Below are 17786 nucleotides of genomic sequence, written 5' to 3' on the forward strand. Positions count from 1 at the left end.
GGTTAAGCCTGAAGTTTCTTAGCTATATCGCCACATTTAGCCGCAACATCCCTGCGCGCTACTAGTACACCATCGGGCGTATTGACGACTACCACGTTATCAAGACCGATTACCGCTACTGGTTTATCTGGTTGTTCATTGCGAATGTAAGTGTTGTCAATGTCGATAGTATGAATATTCTCGCCACGAACATAATTGTCGTTTTCGTCCTTAGCTACCGCATTATGCAGGTCCTTGAAATTGCCAATATCCATCCAGTCAAAGTCAGCCGACACTACCGCCAACTCAGCCGCTTTCTCGATAAGAGCAATGTCAATAACTTGATTATCAAGCTCTAAGTACGTCCTATTGTATTCTTCGCCACCAAACTCAGCAACGGAAGCTAAGGTTTGATAATTTGACCACAAATCAGGAGCACTTCGTTTCATTTCATTCATAAAAACGTCAACTGAGCCAACAAAATAACCACAGTTCCACAAATAGTTCCCCGACTCAACATATTGCTTCGCCGTATCATAATTAGGCTTTTCTTTGAACGACTCAACGTTATAAACACCCGCTCGAGCATCAATCACACCATCACGCTGAATGTAGCCAAATCCAGTCGACGGGAAAGTAGGCTCAATACCGATAAGCGTAATGCAGCCGCGGTCACTAGAAACGCGCGCCGCCGTATCGAACGAATGGGCAAAACCTTGAATATCGCGGACGTTGTGATCAGAATGAATAAAAGCAATAGGCTCAGTGTGATCATGATTACGATTGATATAATCTAAGGCAAATATAATACAATGCGCAGTCCCTCGTCGCCCTGGCTCAATCAAAAACGCTTCGTCTGGCAATTCTGGCAGTTGCGCTCTAAGCGCTTCAGCGTGACTGGCTTCAGTTACTACATAAACCGTATCACCAAGCTTCCTCGCTCGATCATAAGCTTGCTGAACCATAGTACGTTCACTGGTCAATGCTAAAAGTTGTTTCGGTTGAGTAGAGGTTGAAAGCGGCCATAGACGCGTACCTGAGCCACCAGCAATTATTACAGTTATCATACTACATATTATAGCGATTTAAGCACATAAATGCTATCTGTTTCTAGGCAAGATCTTAGAGTGAAATCATTCAAAAATATTCCGCACAAACGAAACGGCATCTTCCACACGCTTCACGTTCTCACCCTGCTCGCCTGGACGCATCTCAATTGAAACAACACCGCTATAATCAATACTTTTTAACGCATCAGCTGCGGAACGATAATCAACATCATCACGATCGTAAACTCGATCCAACATAGGAGCGCTAATATGGAAATGTTTCAATATATCGCCATTATCTTGTATTGATTTGCTAATATCATCGCCCGCTAGAGCCATACATGCAGTATCAAGATGCAGACCAATTCCTTCCGAGTTAATTGTGCGAACAAGTCGTGCACCCTCATCCGCCGTTGTTATATAATCACAATTATATTGAGGAGCATTTGGCTCAATACAAAGCATCGTATTATATTGCTTAGCGACATCACCAAGCTCAGAGAAAAAGCGATTGGCAATATTATCCGCCTCTTCTGTCGACATTCCGCCTCGCTGTCTATTCTTTGGCGAGCCAAAAACTAATCGACTAGCGCCCATATCGCCAGCTAATCGCAAAAAATCAGCGAGGTATTGACGTGTTTCATCACGAAGCTCGCTTGATTCAAACATTTTAAGATCAGGTCGCGCAAATAACATCGACTGAAAAGCTACAATCTCAATATCGTATTTCTTCCACCATTCGATATATTCATTGATCTGTTCAATAGTAGCCTTAGTTGGGTCACTCCAAATCTTAGTTGGCGCAATCTCAATATAACGCACGCCAAGCTCTTGCAGTTTCGCCGCAACGTCCGCCTCTTCTTCGTTAGTCCAGGCAATATTTGATATAGCTAATTTCATACCTTACCTACTTCTTGCAACAAACTTTTTAATATCATCTAACTCTTGTTCTTTTGTATAGAGATATTCTCCTTCACCTCCATAAACAGACGCGTATTTACTATGCATATCCCAATATGCGGGATTTATTCCCTCTGGCTTGTTGGTAAAATCTATACCAAAAGCAACCTTCGCAACTTCTCGCGTACTGACTGGTGGCGTAGCAAGGTTGACCAATGGTAAATTATTCTCCAAAGCAATGTTAATATCTCGCCAGATGTTATCAAGATTATAATATTGGTACATACCATCAGCGTGTATTTTTTCAACCATATTGTTATTCATAAGATCATAAATAACATTCTTCTTCAAACCGTCACCGAATAAACCCGGCAAGCGGACAATAGTCGTATCAAAATTCTCGCGACAAAATTGCTCAAGATAATACCTGTTAACTCCGTATGGCAATAGACCTTCTGTTTCAATGGGCGTATCTTCATTGGCACCATTTGGATTTTTATAAACTCCAACTGTTGAAATTAGCACAAGTTTCTTAATTTTCGCCTTTTCGATGTGCGATATAAAATCTTCAATTTCTGCACGATCAACTTCTGGCTCTTGATTAATTCGCCACATCTCAGCACGATTCGCAGCGCTAACCACGAGATCGTACTCTTTACCTTCAATATCAGATATGTTCTTACTATTATAATAATCGTCAAACTCGTGTTGGTTCTTAATATTTCCGCCAACAAATCCAGTGTATCCAATCAGTGCAGTTTTCATTAATATAATTCCTCCTATATTTATTATAGTAGATTTTATATAAAAGACATAACACTAGTTAGTATAGACATATCCCTGATATCAATTTAGAATAGTTTAAGTAATATGAATATACGTAAGACTCTAAGTAATATAAATCTTAAACGAGCGCTACTTTTTACTGCAGTATTTGTAAGTGTCGTTTACATACTAGTTTTTGTAATTTTCGCTACGCTTGCGGCATTAGGAAACGGCTTAGCTATGGATTCGTATGCAGCCAATGGAACTTTCCAATTATACAACCCGCTCCGTCGCCTATTGGACGGTGAAGTTCTGGCACGAGATTTCCCATTCTTTCACGGAGTCGGAGTTCCACTTCTTCATTTTCCATTATTTTATATTATGGGACACAATTTATTCGCCGTGGAAGTTGCAAAATTGTTAGTATCGCCAATATTATTCCTCGTTTCGTCCTTTTTCCTGTTTTGGGCTTATTTTAGAAATGTTAAAAAATCCATCTTCGCAACCAGCATATTCACAATAATCTCTATTGACGCTATTGACGCTATTTGGGCAGGCAATTCTCTTCTCGGTCTCAGGACAACATTTCCGTTTATCGCTACGGCTTTCATGTTATGGCGTCCAAATTGGCAAATGACTATTGGCAAAAATAAAATTAACCTCTATTATCCTATTTTATATACAATTATGGGGCTTTCCGTCGCGTGCGGCACCGAACAAGGACTAGCCTTTATTCTTGCTTACGTTATCATTAAAGCCATTCGATACATTCGCTCAAAAGAAACTACAAAGAAAAAGATAATGATGTTTTTCGGAGAGTTGTTTGGTGTGGCAATTGCAGTTTACGCCGTATTATCAATTATGACGCTCGGTCATGCACACGACGCGCTTCGCTACGCATTGATTGAAGTTCCTAAAGACCAAGGGTGGTATTTTGGGGCTCCTCCAAATAGTTTTCTGCAATTAAATACTCTTGACCAGCTCGTCACAAAAAGAATGTTACTTTATATGTTACCTGTTATGATAGGTGGAGTTGTTGCGTATATAATAAGCATAAAGAAAAAGATATTATCCAAAAAAGAATTTTCCACCTTTTCTATATTATTACTGTATGGAATTATAGTGTTCGCCGTCTCCATAACTGGCTACTGGGCGCCTGGCGCGCAACTTATACCATTAGAAAGAGCTGCGGGATCTATTCTTGTAATGGTCTTAATTTACGCGGCGGATAAAATAATCCGAACAAAGAAGCCGAACGTTAATGCTATAAATAAGAAAATTTCGTTTATAGCATTCGGATTACTACTCGGCTGCGTAGTTGCTATTGGATACAACACGGCAATATTCCTGCAAAAAATCAGCTGGATGCCAGTAAAACACATTGTCACCGAATCAAGGAAGGCTAGACATTCTACTGACGACTCTGAATACGTGAGCGTTGCGTGGAAAAAGCGATTAGAGGCTTTTGCGCCGTACATTAAAAATGGTGCTAGTATCTGGTCTACTTATACCAGCGTTTACGACTCTATTCACAAGCAGAAAAACGGATCTTCGGGAGGTGAAGACTACATTATACATGCATTAGGTCCTGATAGAAGAGATAAATATACTGAAGATTTTATAGAACAGAAACCCGATTACGTCATAACATTAAATCCGTCATATTTCGTTTACGAAGAATGGCTATGGTCGCGTCATTGGCAATTTTACAAAGAACTTTTGAATAATTATACCGTAATTGCGACAAATGATTCTCACGTATTATGGAAACGCCAATCCGATAGCGCAAACCAAAAAACCACGATACACCCAGAACGTCGCGTGCAAAAATCTTCAAATGGAGATTACGTCATTAATGCCGACACTGGCAATAATATTAGAGTGTTTGAGATATCTGTGCGTTACAAGGCAAAAAGTATCTTACCTATGACCTCTAAGTTGCCGAGATATCTATTAGAAATATCTGGATCGTCGCTACAGGAATATCCAATATCACTGCCACCGTATAGCACTAGTTGGAGTTTTCCAATAGCACTAGGACCAAACGACTCATCTGTACGAATCTCACCTAAAGCCTACAGTTTGATACCGGGAGTTTCGTTCGAAATACAAGACATATCTTACCGCGAGATGCCTGTTAGAGAAGATAACTTATATATCTATAAGAGTAACTTCTGCCTACATAACGCCGATAAATGCACAGAAACTAATAAACACTAACTTCAATAATAATTATCGCAAGTAGACTATTTTTTAGGCTTGCGATATTTTCCAGCCACCGCACGAAGTAGTACGTTCATAACGTGCATATTCCCCTTGATTGGGCTAATCTTCGTTGGTGTTTTACCCTTCTTCGGATATGTTCGCACAACTGGTGTTTCAGCTGTTTTGTACTGCTTACGACGGCTACTTTCAATAGCGAGATAGTAATGAAGTTCGTAAGTTTGAAATATATCACGAAATACAGCAATGTCTGGATCTTTGAGCAATTTTGCACTATAAGCACGGAATCCATTTGTCGTATCGGTATGTCTTTTTCCAGCCGCAAGACTTATTAATGGTGCGTGAATAAGATGAAGACCAACTTCCCTCGAGAGCGGCGTATTTACAGCCTTGCCGCCTGGTATAAATCGTGATCCTTGAATATGGTCATATCCTTGGTCAAGCAATTTGATGAAGTTAGGAATTCTTTCTATACTATCCTTGCCATTTCCATCAACGACCACAACGCCCTCATAACCTTCAGAGAGAGCCCAAGCAAATGCCATTCTCATCTGCGCGCTCAGTTTACCCTTACCTTTTTTCGTCAATAAAGCTCGCACATCTTGAGACTTTAGAAAATCAATTCCAAGCGACCCGTCAGTACTTCCGCCGTCAGCCACCACGATATCGATTTGGTCAGCCAGCGGTTTCATTTTCTGTAGCTGTTTTTGAATGCGCTCTCCTTCATTGATAACAAAAACACACACGCAATATTTATGCTTCTTTTTGTTTATCTCATCAATTTCAAACTCTGGAAATTCCCATTCTGGATGTAATTGGTTTATTTTCTCAGAAGTTATTTTGCTCATATTATTACTCCGAAAGATTTTTTCTTTCTGTATCGGCAATAGATACCGTACTGCTTAATTCATCCATCACTATATATGAAGCATCGTCTCGCGCCTCTTTAAGTATTTTTCCAACATATTCCGCTAATACAACCAAAAACATAAATAGCAAGAAAAACATCACAGAAAGCTGCAAGGACATAGTTGTCCATCCCGCAGCCACGTCGCGCTTAAATACTGATACGCAAACAACGTATAATGCGTAAATTAGATTAATAACACTAGCACCAACACCAACCCACGACATAGCCCTTAGCGGTTGGGTGGAGTGGCTAGCTGCTATATCTATAGCCTCCAACACTCCCGTGCGCAGTTTACGTGTCTTTACTGGGTCTACTTTCACTTCATAGCTATATTCCGCACACTTATATCCAATTTGACGAATCAAATGACGAATATGTCCATCGTGCCTATTTGTAGTAGAAACAGCTTTTACTGCACGCCTACTGAGCGCGATAAAATATGTCGCAGCGGCAGGAATATCAACACCGAGATATCGACGGTTGTACCAATAAAATGTTCGCCTACCTAAATCATCTTTCTTTGTGTGGTTAGTTGCTATTCCATTAACGATGTCATATTTCTTGTTTTCTTCGACGATAGAAGGTATGGCGTCTATCGGGTCAATTGCTGGGTTAGTCAGTACTACATAATCTCCGATTGCCCCCTGAATACCAGCCATAAGAGCGATATCATAACTATATTCCCTAGACAGACGAATTAAGCGTATGCACGGCAGCATCTTCAATATATCTATTACTTCTTTTACAACTTCTGGCTTCAATTCATTATCTATCACGATGATTTCGTAATTTTCATAACTACCACCAAGTAATTTCGATAAATCCGTTAAATATTCGCCCAAGCCAGTATAGTTACGATCAACTCCAACCACAACAGATACAAAAATATCTTGTTTCTTTACAGTTTTATTAGTTTGCTTTTTCTTGACCATATATCCTCCTCAATTCCTCAAAAGCATCATAAATATTATCTAATTTTCCGCCCATAATACAAATATATCCATCGTTGCCAAAGTCATTTCTGAACAATATCGGACGACTGTCATCGTCTTCACTCTTCACTAAAACCGTCTTCACTTCAACGATAGATTCACGATATTTCATATTTTTCAAGGCTGGAATAAACCTCACAACATCATTATACATCTGCCTATAGTTTGATTTAAAGGGGCGATTTTTCAAATATTCATGAGTTTTGATACGCTCGGCGCTAGTATTTTCATCATCAATCCACGATTCATGTGGCGTGTAACGAACGTGTGAAAGAGTATATAAATTCTTCGAAGGAAATGGCATAATCGAGAAAAACGGACCATCCATCACTGTTATGCTAAAGTCCTTAAGCTGCTGAGGTAGCTCAACAAGACACATCTCGGTAATTTCATGTTTAAGTCCAACTAGCGGTAATCCAGATGCACGATGTAGCGTATTAATATTTGAGTAAGTACAGTTTAAAACAAAATCCGCTTCATAACTATCACGATCAGTAACAACATTTATTTTACCCGCGCCGCCAGCAGGCAATTCAATTTTACTGACAGATTCTCCAGTATGAATACTAATGCCCTTATATTTATTAATGCGCTCTACCAAAAGCTCTCTTAGCTTTCGTGAATTGAACGCGTATTCTTTAACCTTAAAAACCTCTTCAATCAACGACGGATTAAACATTTTTTCTATATCATGCGGAGCACGCTCAATTTCAGAACCAATCTTCTCGCAAAAATGTTCGAATTGCTTAGCGTTAACCTTTGAAAGATGCTTAGCAATTCCATAATATTTCTCAAAATTAGATACTACAGCTGGACCGTATTCATCAACAAAAACTGGAAAGTTAACCGCTGAACGAAACCCAGTCAAAACGCTACGAGGATAATGATATCCATTATGGATGCGCGCCTGATTCACATAAGAGGCTCTATCCATCAACGCAGTTTCTTTCTCGATAATAATTATATTGTCTACACCAAGTTCTTCGTGCAGATATAGTGCTATCCTTAGCCCATAAAATCCACCGCCAATAATAACTGTACTATTCATACTTCACCGTCCTTTTTACTACATAATCAGCCCACAACCCAATCAACATATATACGAACAATAGTAGAGGTATGTAGAATATAATGCCGTTTATGTGAGCGTGCGGCAATGCGTGCCCCGGCATAAGAGCAAGCCAACAAAAAGCTCCAATAACAGAGAAATTCATAGACCAAAGAAAAGGTCTGCTGTATTTCTTACTAATGATCTTTCTGGAGCTAAGAATAATCAAATACCCAAGAATAGTCCAGAATAGAATAGACTGCACAAACTCGCCAAACATACCATTAATATGTACAGGCAAAGTAATTGCTGGAAGTAGCAAATAATTGACGACATTTACAATAATATACTTATATGTTTTTCCGCTATTATTAGCCATATTGTCCAGATTCACTATTTGATTTATGAAGTTGTAAGTTTCAGGTCGTAAGATTTTAAAGTTACCGACGGCGTATGCCCTCATAGAACGTATACCAGAAATTCCCCTATCTGACGCCCTGGCGTTTATAGCACTCGCGGCTTTATCGGACGACCCGTAATAATCAGTAAGCGATATAAAGTTTACCCAATAAGCACCAAAAAACGCAACAACCGTAGCAGCAAACACGGGCACTGCTTGCTTCCAAAGATTAATGATTTTCACGTTTTTATAAACTAATTCAAAGAATACTACAGGAACTAATACAGATATAGCGATTGTCGATACGTATTCATATCCATTTAGTAGCTTGAGGAACATAGCTACAGATTCAATAATGTAAAATAGCCAAAGTTTTTTTGATTTCTTAAAATATTGATAGCCAACAAAAGATATTACAAACGGAGCTATCAACAGCGGTTCTATCCAATATATATTGCGAGCATACCCAGCAATCCAAGGGCTAAACGCCAACATTACGGTGAAAACAGAAGCAGTAATTCCGCCAAACAACGCTCTTATTTTTTGAACGACTAGAGCTAGTAAAAAGGCAGTAAGCACAGCCAGGAATATAGATACTCTTTTGATGTAAGCTGGGATTTTGGAGGCATCATTCGGAGATAATCCAGCTATAGCCCTCGCCTGTAAACCGTATTGAGATACATAAGGTTTTACCTGAGACGGATTACAATCTTGGCTCATCATTATCTTATTGTAATCTTTACTGTCGGCTGCTATTAACGGACCTTTATAATCATATTTATTTTTGCAATAAGCAGTTTTCTCTATTATGGCAGACGAATCTTTCTGAAAACCGTCAAACCAGCCGTTCCATAGTCCTGTTCCAAAAAAATTACCAATAAATGATATTGATAATATAAACCAGACTACAAAAAAGAAAACTACCCCAGGTTTATTCTTACTCCACTCTTTCATTACAAATATCATAATAGCACAAAATAGACTAAAGAAGCTACCTAGTCTATAATCTGAATTATGAATAAGAAAGATTGTGTATTGTCTATTATTATAACCGCCCACCGCGAGGGTCTTGTTGCGCATAAGACTATGAAATCAGTCGAGCGTGCTGTAAAAAAAATTGAGGAAGCGTCCATACCTTATGAAGTGATAGTTTCTATAGACAGAGGTGATGATCAAACTATTAATTATTTCGATAATTATACTGGTCTACCTATACACGTATATCAATGGGATCATGGAGATCTTTCAAGTTCGCGAAATAGTGCCATAAAAAAAGCGCATGGCCAATTTGTTTCTTTTATCGACGCCGATGACTTAATGAGTGAAAATTGGCTGCACGACAGCGTTCAATTGCTATTAAAAAAACCTTACGGGAAATATGTTGCCCACAGCGCTTATACTATAGAATTCGAGGGCGCGGACTCTATTGTCCAAAAAACTGGCTGCACCACTAAAGACCAAGATATCTTATTAAGCGTTCTATCTGGACGCTGGAATTCCGTTATCATCGCGCCGATTACGCTTCTTAAAAAATTCCCGTATGCACCAAATAGCCCAGGATATGGATATGAAGATTGGTACTTAAGTTGTTGCTTGATTGAAAATGGCGTAAAAAACATTCTCATTCCACAAACAGCAATATTTGTACGTCGTAAATCATCAGGATCAGAGTGGGCGCGCCAAAAAGCTAGTCGATCATTACTGCACGCACATCCAATATTTAAGCCGTCCAATTTTCGCTCTATAGATATCAACAAAATTCGCGTTCCTCAATCAGAGCAGCACCGTCAAACAAAAAACACAATCAAAGAATTAATCATACGATCGCGCATACCGTTAGGATTGATCCGCCGACCCCTGGCTATAATACGCCGTGGACGCAATGCATTACTAAAACGACCAGCACATTCACAAATTGCAGAATCTATACCAAAATGGCTGAAAACAGAATGGAAAGCTCTTCACTCAATAGAAAAAGAAATTTTTCCACCATCACCACTACCAAGCACATACCACACAATCACCGACGACCATTATCGAGTTGGTCTTGCGTATTGGGAAATATGTAAGGAATTACGAAGTGATAGCTATGATTACGCTCTATTTGTACCCTGGCTTAAGAGAGGCGGCGCAGATTTATTTGCCGTCAATTACGCAAACACCGCGGCTTCAATAGGAAAGAAAGTGCTCGTTATCTCCACTAATGAAGTTCCCGCTGACTATTCAGAATGGAGGTCGCAGCTAGATAAGAAAATAGATTTCTTACAATTTGGGACAATAACTCGGTTCTTTAGTATTGACCAAAAATACAGATTGCTTGAACAATTGATCGAAAACACCAATATTAAAACTTTACATATTCTTAATTCTGAGCTAGCTTATGATTTTGTACGTGATCACGAAACATACATAAAAGCTACCAACAAGCGAATAATAGCTACTGCATATAGTCAGAGTACTGATGAGACGGGACGAATTTTTGGATTTTCACACAGTCACATACCGCAGGTATATCAACTTCTTGATTTAATTACGACAGACAACGAAGCAGTAAAATCTATGTGGGTCAATGAATATGCATACGATCCTCAAAAAATAGTCGTACATCATCAACCACTGACAAAAAATCATTATCCTGTAGTAGACAAATTACCGAATAGTCGTAGAATATTATGGGCTTCTCGATTGGCGCCAGAAAAATTGCCTAAATTAGTATCGGAAATTGCAGATCTTCTTCCTGAAGACGTTCATATAGATATGTACGGAGATCCTTCACCAGAGTTCCCTGCAAGTAGCCTACCGCCGCATCCACGTGTTCATTATATCGGTGGATTTAACGGAGTAGCATCTTTGCCGGCTGAAAAATATGACGCTTTTCTATATACCTCACTTTTTGATGGTATGCCAAATACGCCAGTCGAGATAGCTTTACGCGGACTACCAATAGTTGCAGCTAGAGTTGGCGGGCTTCCTGACTTTATAGGTGAAAACGGCTTCATAGTTGACGATATCACTAATCCAAAAGCATATGCGAAATGTATTAAGCAGACTCTGGATGATATAAAATCATCGTTCCATAAAGCCAAAAACTTGCGGGAGAAAGCATCCCGCGAGTTCTCGGAAGATTCGTTTATGGATGAAGTTAAGGATATGTTCTCAAATTAATTAAGCAGAAACCCTCATCTCAGTCTTCACCACCTCTTGTCCAGTTTCGAGGGGTGGTGTTTTGTAGTCTTGCCACCTTCTACCGTCAAATGTAGAGAAATATGCGTTATATGTACCTACTGGGAATTGACGAGTTGCTTTGAATTCTAACTCTTGATTTGACTGAATTGTTGATGGAGAAAGACATCCTAGATCGTAGTTTTGCCCGCTTTGGTTACGTAGGATTAGACAAGTGTACTCACTGGTTGTTATTGGTTGATTAGAGGAGTTTTTTAGTTTGAATGTAGTTGTGACTGAATCGCCAGAGCGAGGGTTAGCACTAGAGAACGTTATACCTTGAGTGAGTGTTAAGCTAGGAAGAACTGTGAAGGTGGTGCGAGAAGATTCCTTTCCTGTAAGTCCTGGAGGATAAGCTCCTTCACGCCATACTCCATTGTCATAAAGCGAAAAGAACGCTTCATATTCACCAGGTTCATTAAACGTACGACTCAGAGAGAAGCTTGATTGGCTCTTAGGTGGAATTCCACTCGTAGGCAAACATCCTAAGTCATAGTTGCCACCCTGCCGCCTGCGAATGATATAGCATAGCTGCTGATTATGATTAGACACGCTAGAGCTAAGATTCTCTAACTTGAAAGTACCTGTCAGTTGCTCACCGACATGTGCAGTAGTGCTACTAATTGATAGTCCTTCAGAAAGAACGACGTCAGGAAGAACCCTCATCTCAGTCTTCACCACCTCTTGTCCAGTTTCGAGGGGTGGTGTTTTGTAGTCTTGCCACCTTCTACCGTCAAATGTAGAGAAATATGCGTTATATGTACCTACTGGGAATTGACGAGTTGCTTTGAATTCTAACTCTTGATTTGACTGAATTGTTGATGGAGAAAGACATCCTAGATCGTAGTTTTGCCCGCTTTGGTTACGTAGGATTAGACAAGTGTACTCACTGGTTGTTATTGGTTGATTAGAGGAGTTTTTTAGTTTGAATGTAGTTGTGACTGAATCGCCAGAGCGAGGGTTAGCACTAGAGAACGTTATACCTTGAGTGAGTGTTAAGCTAGGAAGAACTGTGAAGGTGGTGCGATTGCCAGCACTGGCGTCCGTAGCTACAGGATACTGAGCTTCTGTCCACGTCCTACCACCGTCAAGAGTCCCGCTAATTCTTGCTCGATACAGCCCTTCTTCACGCGGTAAAAACTCTTTGTTGTAATTGTATACAGCGCCTGGAGATAATTGATTAACTGTATCAAAGACAACATCAGCGTTCTTTCCACTTGGACTTGTTATAGCTAAGCCAAAGTAACCAAGATCAACAGGTTTGGCACTATTATTTTTTACCTGAAAACCTACGTTAACTGATTGATTTTTATGAATGCGCGAAATCTGTGTCGTGACGGCAGAAACTACTGTTGGAGACGATTGAACAAATGCTGCAACTTCACGAACATTTCCCGCTGAAGATTCTGGATAATTGTCGCTCCACCCACTACCATCACGATAATTACTGATCCAAAACTTATAATCACCTTCTTTATTCAATCTAGTTGACGCTCGATAAGTATATGATTGCCACGGCTCAAGAACAACGCGCTGACTGCCAAAATCGTAATTATTCGAATTGCTATCCCGACCTGCAATTACCATCACACCTAAGTCACGACGCTGGTTAGTGGAATTGCGAATAGTGAAAGATGCTGTTATTTCCATATTCGTAAACAATTTTGATCCAATTTTCTCCGTCTTTATGGATAATGGCGAATCAATTTTGACAGAATTCAACGGAGAACCGAACCACTCATTGAAGAACCTCCAGAAGTTTCGATTGCCATAAGCTCCACAATGTGCAGTTCCCGCACCAGCGTCCAAAGCCCCTTGATTCGGCTGATATGGCGTGTAGTTATACAGACTCGCGGTCGCTTGGTTCTCAATATATACCCAACTTCCGCCACAAGCTGCATCTGGATTGTATTGGATGTAGTTGGTTCGACCCGCCTTGTAACGATATTCATTTGGCCTATTCGCATAAAGTCGTAGTTGGCGCGCAGCCATACGCAACTGGTTGTATAGTCCAGCATATTCACTTGAACAATTTGCAGTATTTCCTGGACCGTTGTCTGGGCAAGCAAATCCCATAGCATATTTATATTGACTCTTTAAAGGCCACGAGTCAGTAAACAAAGACCCCTGTTCCTTCTTCAATATCACTAACATAACCTGTGGGTTAATGCCAAATTCTTTTGACACATTCCAAATAATTTGTGCAGTAGATAATCCACCACTAAACCAGCCGCCGCCTTTTTCAAATGAGGTTTCTTTAGTGTTTGGATTCTCGTGATAATTACGCAGGCAAGCATACGGCGGACCATGCCAGCCGCGGTTAACAGCATATTGCGCTCGCGTACCGCCACCATATTCAGACCGTCCAGCTCCCCATGTGTCACAGGCAGGAGTATGGTCGTTTATAAAATTCTGGATATCTTGAACGCTAGCAAATGTATTTGTATCATAAAAAACATTATCATCGATAATCCTACCAGCATTCCAAGGAGATAGCGCTCCAGTCCTCGGCCAAAAAATAAACCCTAAGACAATAACACTCACCATAGCTAACGTGCAGCTGACATATTTTAATCTCGTCCACTTCGTACGTCTTATTTCAATCACCGCAAACTCTCCTTACGGAATGACGGATTATTCGAAGACTCTCCTGTATACAATTTTGATGAATAACTCACCTTTACCGATATATCTACCCCTGATGGCAATTCCGACAATGGTATCTCAATCATATGACAACTCGTCGAACTTGGACCAGCAAATGAACTAGATTTACGAGAAATACTTCCGCCAGCCCAATACAGTGTAAATTCACAACTACCGCCGTTCTCAACAATGGAGTTAACCCCTCCGTCAATCTGTAAATATTGCTTATCCGCACTCAATCCATATCCGCTTACAATTGGAACTACTGATTTTTTTGACCCTGACGACTGCTGATCTCCAGTATTAATTGGTTTATCAGGACTATATCCATCGCGTTTTTCTGGCTTCGCGCTGTTGTCATCAACTTTCTTAGAGTCTTCTTTTTTATCTGTAGACTCTTTTACTACGGGATTATTAGAATCAGTATTGTTTTGTTGCGGCTTATAAATATACGCAACTGTAGCACACGCCACTAAAGCCAAAGCCAGCGTAGAAGCAAGTATAATTCTAGTTTTTTTCTTCATTTTTTGTTTGATTTTCACGATACAATCTCTCGTTTTATTTTATTGCTTATAATAATAACATTTCGGTAATAAGATTTCAACGCCGCTATAAAAAATGTTATAATATCACATATGGTAAAAAAGACTTCTGAAGATAAAACACCGCTAGTATCAATTATTACTGCGACTTATAACGATGAATTGTATATAGAAAATTCTATTCGCTCTGTTCTATCTCAGGACTTTACTGATTTTGAATATATTATCATAAACGACGGCTCCGTTGACAATACAAAAAAAATCGTTCAGCGCCTTCAAAAAGAAGACAGTCGCATTCGCCTCATTAACCAACAGAATAAGGGTCTTGTTGCTTCGCTTAATCGTGGTATAAGTGAAGCCAAGGGAAAATACATTGCTCGAATAGACGGGGATGACGAATGGTTGCCTCATAAATTAAAAACTCAGGTTGATATGCTGGAAAATGATGACGAGCTGGTTCTCGTTGGCGGGGGCGCAGAAATCATTAACCAAGACAGCGTACCTACTGGTTTTATTATTAACGTTACTCGCGACAAAGATATTCGGCTTGGTCTTTGTATTTTTAACCAATTCTGCCATTCATCAGTAGTTTATCGTAAACAGACAGCAATTGAGGCGGGGCTATATCCTAATACGTGTCCAGCCGAAGACTATGACCTGTTTAGCAGTTTTGCTAAATATGGCAAACTAGCTAACGTCGCTTACCCTATTTTTAGATATAGAATTAGCGATGGCAGCATATCAGCTCAAAGACGCGACGAACAAAATCTCCTTGCTAAAAAATTATCATATCGCAGCTGGGACACTATTTCCCCAGAGGTTACATCTAGATCAGAAATCAAACAGTCTTTTAATTATTATATGAAAAGTTCGGTTACTGACGACTTTGGAATAAGTCTTAAGCATGCGTATATATTTGTACTAATGCGCGTCGGGTATCGTATGATTAAAAAAGGCAATGTTCTACAAGGATTACATCAATTGTGGAATATCGCATCGACTGGGCGAACTGCTGCCAGAATAGTCGTTAAATGGGGTCTTGATATTATCAAAATCAAGCTTCACCCGTCAAAATAGATTTTCTCTATATTATTTCTTACTGGTGTGCCACTTACGTGGAATCATAGTTAAGCCGCCAAATGAATGCTCGACTGCGGAAAAATCATTCGTAATAATAAATTCTTCAGCACGATACATCACGTCATACTTCACGGTGCCGTTGTGATTGAGCAGATTAATGTCGACATAATACGACCCTGGACCTAAATTTGCTTCAATATCAAGAGTTAATTTATTATCGCTAGGCAATTTAGGAAATCCCTCTCTGTTGGTGATAAAATTCGATACCAAATTGCTGTCTTTACGATACAAATCTACCATAATAGCCTTAGTCTTATCATTATCCCATGACAAGTCAAGAGAAATCGTTTCTCCCACTTTAAAGCTACGGCGCTTCTTACCCGTTTTATCGTATATGGCGGTTTTAATATTTTTACCTGTATATTGATGTCTTTGGTCTACAGCTTTATCTATTACAGCTTGATTGAGCCTACTATATTCATCCGCAACCTGCACTGGACTACCTTCTTTAATAATCTTACCCTCGTGGATCAATACGGCTCGATTACAAAACTTTTTAACAGTATCCATATCATGCGTAACCAATATAACCGTTTGCTTGCTGGACTTGTATTGTTCAAAAATGTCTATACACTTACGCTGAAAAGCTTCATCACCAACAGCCAGCACCTCGTCAAAAATCATAATATCATTGCGCGCTTTTATTGCTACTGAAAACGCCAAACGAACCTGCATACCCGATGAATAGTTCTTTAATTTCTGATCCATAAATGGCTCAAGCTCCGCGAACGAAACGATATCATCATATATCAGTTCCATTTCCTTACGCGTAAATCCAAGTAGAGCACCGTTCAAAAAAACATTATCTCTACCAGACAGTTCTGGGTTAAACCCAACCCCCAACTCTATGAAAGGCGTCAATTTGCCATTTATTTCAATGCTTCCGCTCGTTGGCTGATAAACTCCAGCTAGCATCTTAAGCATAGTACTCTTACCTGAACCGTTTCGGCCAACAACACCAAAAAAATCACCTTGATTCACATTAAAGCTGACACCGTCCAACACTTTCTGAACTGTCTTTTTATTCTTCTTAACAATGTTAACAAAGGCGCTTTTAATACTAGAATTCTTTGACTGTGGAAGAATAAATTCCTTATGTATATCTTTTACTACAATTGCAGGTTTTGTCATTTAAATGTCCTCCGCGAAAAATCGTTGTCTGCGCTGAAAATACCAACTTCCTAAACCAAATATCACAATAACTATAATGATTGGAATAAACCACAATAACGGATTATGAAAAGTCTGCCAAATAGTTTGAGATGCGGGATTATTAGGCATTAAAGCGTGTCTGGCATCTTGGATAATCTGTGTAATTGGATTTAAAAATGCAATCTTTTGTATGACTGACGGCATAGAAGTAACCGCAAAAATAATACCGCTCGCATAAAGTCCTGCCTGCAATAAGATTTCCCATATATAAGCAATATCGCGAAATATCACATAAAGAGCAGAAAGTAGCAAGGACAGTCCAACGGATAATATAAATAGCTCAGCTATAGCTGGAATAAGTAGCAACCACGAAAAAGTAGGAAATAAACCACTAAGAAACGCAAAAAGTATCACCACTATCATTCCTAAGCCGAGGTTAATAAGCGCCGACACACTGCTTGCAATAACCAGAAGATGTCGTGGAATTGCCACCTTGCGAATCAATTGTCCATTATCAACAACGGAACGCGTACCTATCATAGTAGCCTCAGAGAAAAAGTTCCACAACACAATTCCCATTAGCAGCCAAACCCCATAAGATTCAATACCTTTACTACCCTGAGGAAATGCATATGTAAACAACACATATAAAATACCAAACATAAACATAGGTTTTAAGAGAGACCAAACATATCCCAAAACTGAACTTTGGTATCTTACTTTAAAATCTGTACTAACTATTGCGCGTAAAATCGCCTCATTTTCTTTATTCACAAGAATACGCATCTCCTTACGATTATATCAAATTGCATAAAAAA

Annotated in this window: 14 protein-coding genes; 3 read left to right on the forward strand and 11 right to left on the reverse strand. The window is 39.5% G+C overall.

The features are described from left to right. Nucleotides 1–2: 2 nt before the first annotated feature. The 3 genes from AACH20_RS02610 to AACH20_RS02620 all read right to left on the reverse strand — a co-directional run bounded on the left by AACH20_RS02610 (nucleotide 3) and on the right by AACH20_RS02620 (nucleotide 2693). The gene (locus AACH20_RS02610; RefSeq protein ID WP_338503874.1) at nucleotides 3–1046 is read right to left on the reverse strand and encodes a mannose-1-phosphate guanylyltransferase; all 1044 of its coding nucleotides are present in this window, start codon (nucleotides 1044–1046) and stop codon (nucleotides 3–5) included. Between the two features lie 66 nt (nucleotides 1047–1112). Then, nucleotides 1113–1928, reverse strand: coding sequence for a sugar phosphate isomerase/epimerase family protein (locus AACH20_RS02615; RefSeq protein ID WP_338503876.1), 816 nt, complete (start codon nucleotides 1926–1928; stop codon nucleotides 1113–1115). Nucleotides 1929–1931: 3 nt separating this feature from the next. Further along, nucleotides 1932–2693 carry an NAD-dependent epimerase/dehydratase family protein gene (locus AACH20_RS02620; protein WP_243809742.1) on the reverse strand — a complete coding sequence of 254 codons (762 nt, stop codon included), beginning with the start codon at nucleotides 2691–2693 and terminating at the stop codon, nucleotides 1932–1934. Nucleotides 2694–2798: 105 nt separating this feature from the next. Here AACH20_RS02620 and AACH20_RS02625 point away from each other — a divergent pair, with 105 nt between their 5' ends. Further along, nucleotides 2799–4913, forward strand: a complete 2115-nt coding sequence (locus AACH20_RS02625) for a hypothetical protein (protein WP_338503880.1) — start codon at nucleotides 2799–2801, stop codon at nucleotides 4911–4913. Nucleotides 4914–4939: 26 nt separating this feature from the next. Here the strand turns inward: AACH20_RS02625 and AACH20_RS02630 are convergent, their stop codons facing one another. Genes AACH20_RS02630 through AACH20_RS02645 form a run of 4 tightly spaced genes read right to left on the reverse strand, consistent with a single transcriptional unit; the run spans nucleotide 4940 to nucleotide 9220 of the window. Further along, nucleotides 4940–5764 (reverse strand): glycosyltransferase family 2 protein, encoded by an 825-nt coding sequence (locus AACH20_RS02630; RefSeq protein ID WP_338503883.1) that lies wholly within the window; start codon nucleotides 5762–5764, stop codon nucleotides 4940–4942. A gap of 4 nt (nucleotides 5765–5768) precedes the next feature. Next, nucleotides 5769–6758: a glycosyltransferase gene (locus AACH20_RS02635; RefSeq protein ID WP_338503886.1), complete on the reverse strand. Its 990-nt coding sequence runs from the start codon at nucleotides 6756–6758 to the stop codon at nucleotides 5769–5771. Next, entirely contained in the window at nucleotides 6736–7866 is a 1131-nt protein-coding gene (locus tag AACH20_RS02640; protein WP_338503888.1) for an FAD-dependent oxidoreductase, read from the reverse strand. Before AACH20_RS02640 ends, AACH20_RS02635 begins: the two co-directional genes overlap by 23 nt. Beyond that, entirely contained in the window at nucleotides 7859–9220 is a 1362-nt protein-coding gene (locus AACH20_RS02645) for a hypothetical protein (protein WP_338503890.1), read from the reverse strand. The genes AACH20_RS02640 and AACH20_RS02645 overlap by 8 nt, the downstream gene beginning before the upstream one ends. 60 nt (nucleotides 9221–9280) lie before the next feature. Here AACH20_RS02645 and AACH20_RS02650 point away from each other — a divergent pair, with 60 nt between their 5' ends. Then, nucleotides 9281–11431, forward strand: a complete 2151-nt coding sequence (locus AACH20_RS02650; protein ID WP_338503892.1) for a glycosyltransferase — start codon at nucleotides 9281–9283, stop codon at nucleotides 11429–11431. Here AACH20_RS02650 and AACH20_RS02655 read toward each other — a convergent pair whose 3' ends face one another. Together AACH20_RS02655 and AACH20_RS02660 are read right to left on the reverse strand one after the other, a co-directional pair. Next, nucleotides 11432–14095 (reverse strand): hypothetical protein, encoded by a 2664-nt coding sequence (locus AACH20_RS02655; RefSeq protein ID WP_338503895.1) that lies wholly within the window; start codon nucleotides 14093–14095, stop codon nucleotides 11432–11434. Next, nucleotides 14092–14658, reverse strand: a complete 567-nt coding sequence (locus tag AACH20_RS02660) for a hypothetical protein (RefSeq protein ID WP_338503897.1) — start codon at nucleotides 14656–14658, stop codon at nucleotides 14092–14094. The genes AACH20_RS02655 and AACH20_RS02660 overlap by 4 nt, the downstream gene beginning before the upstream one ends. Nucleotides 14659–14769: 111 nt before the next feature. Here AACH20_RS02660 and AACH20_RS02665 point away from each other — a divergent pair, with 111 nt between their 5' ends. Next, on the forward strand, nucleotides 14770–15753 hold the full coding sequence (locus AACH20_RS02665) for a glycosyltransferase family 2 protein (protein WP_338503900.1): 984 nt from the start codon (nucleotides 14770–14772) through the stop codon (nucleotides 15751–15753). 12 nt (nucleotides 15754–15765) lie between these two features. Here the strand turns inward: AACH20_RS02665 and AACH20_RS02670 are convergent, their stop codons facing one another. Further along, entirely contained in the window at nucleotides 15766–16947 is a 1182-nt protein-coding gene (locus AACH20_RS02670) for an ABC transporter ATP-binding protein (protein WP_243826497.1), read from the reverse strand. Next, nucleotides 16948–17742 (reverse strand): ABC transporter permease, encoded by a 795-nt coding sequence (locus AACH20_RS02675; protein ID WP_243826496.1) that lies wholly within the window; start codon nucleotides 17740–17742, stop codon nucleotides 16948–16950. It abuts the gene before it with no gap. Nucleotides 17743–17786: the final 44 nt, after the last annotated feature.

The organism is Candidatus Minimicrobia sp. QA0096, assembly GCF_963967315.1.
Classification (GTDB): domain Bacteria; phylum Patescibacteriota; class Saccharimonadia; order Saccharimonadales; family Saccharimonadaceae; genus Nanosynbacter.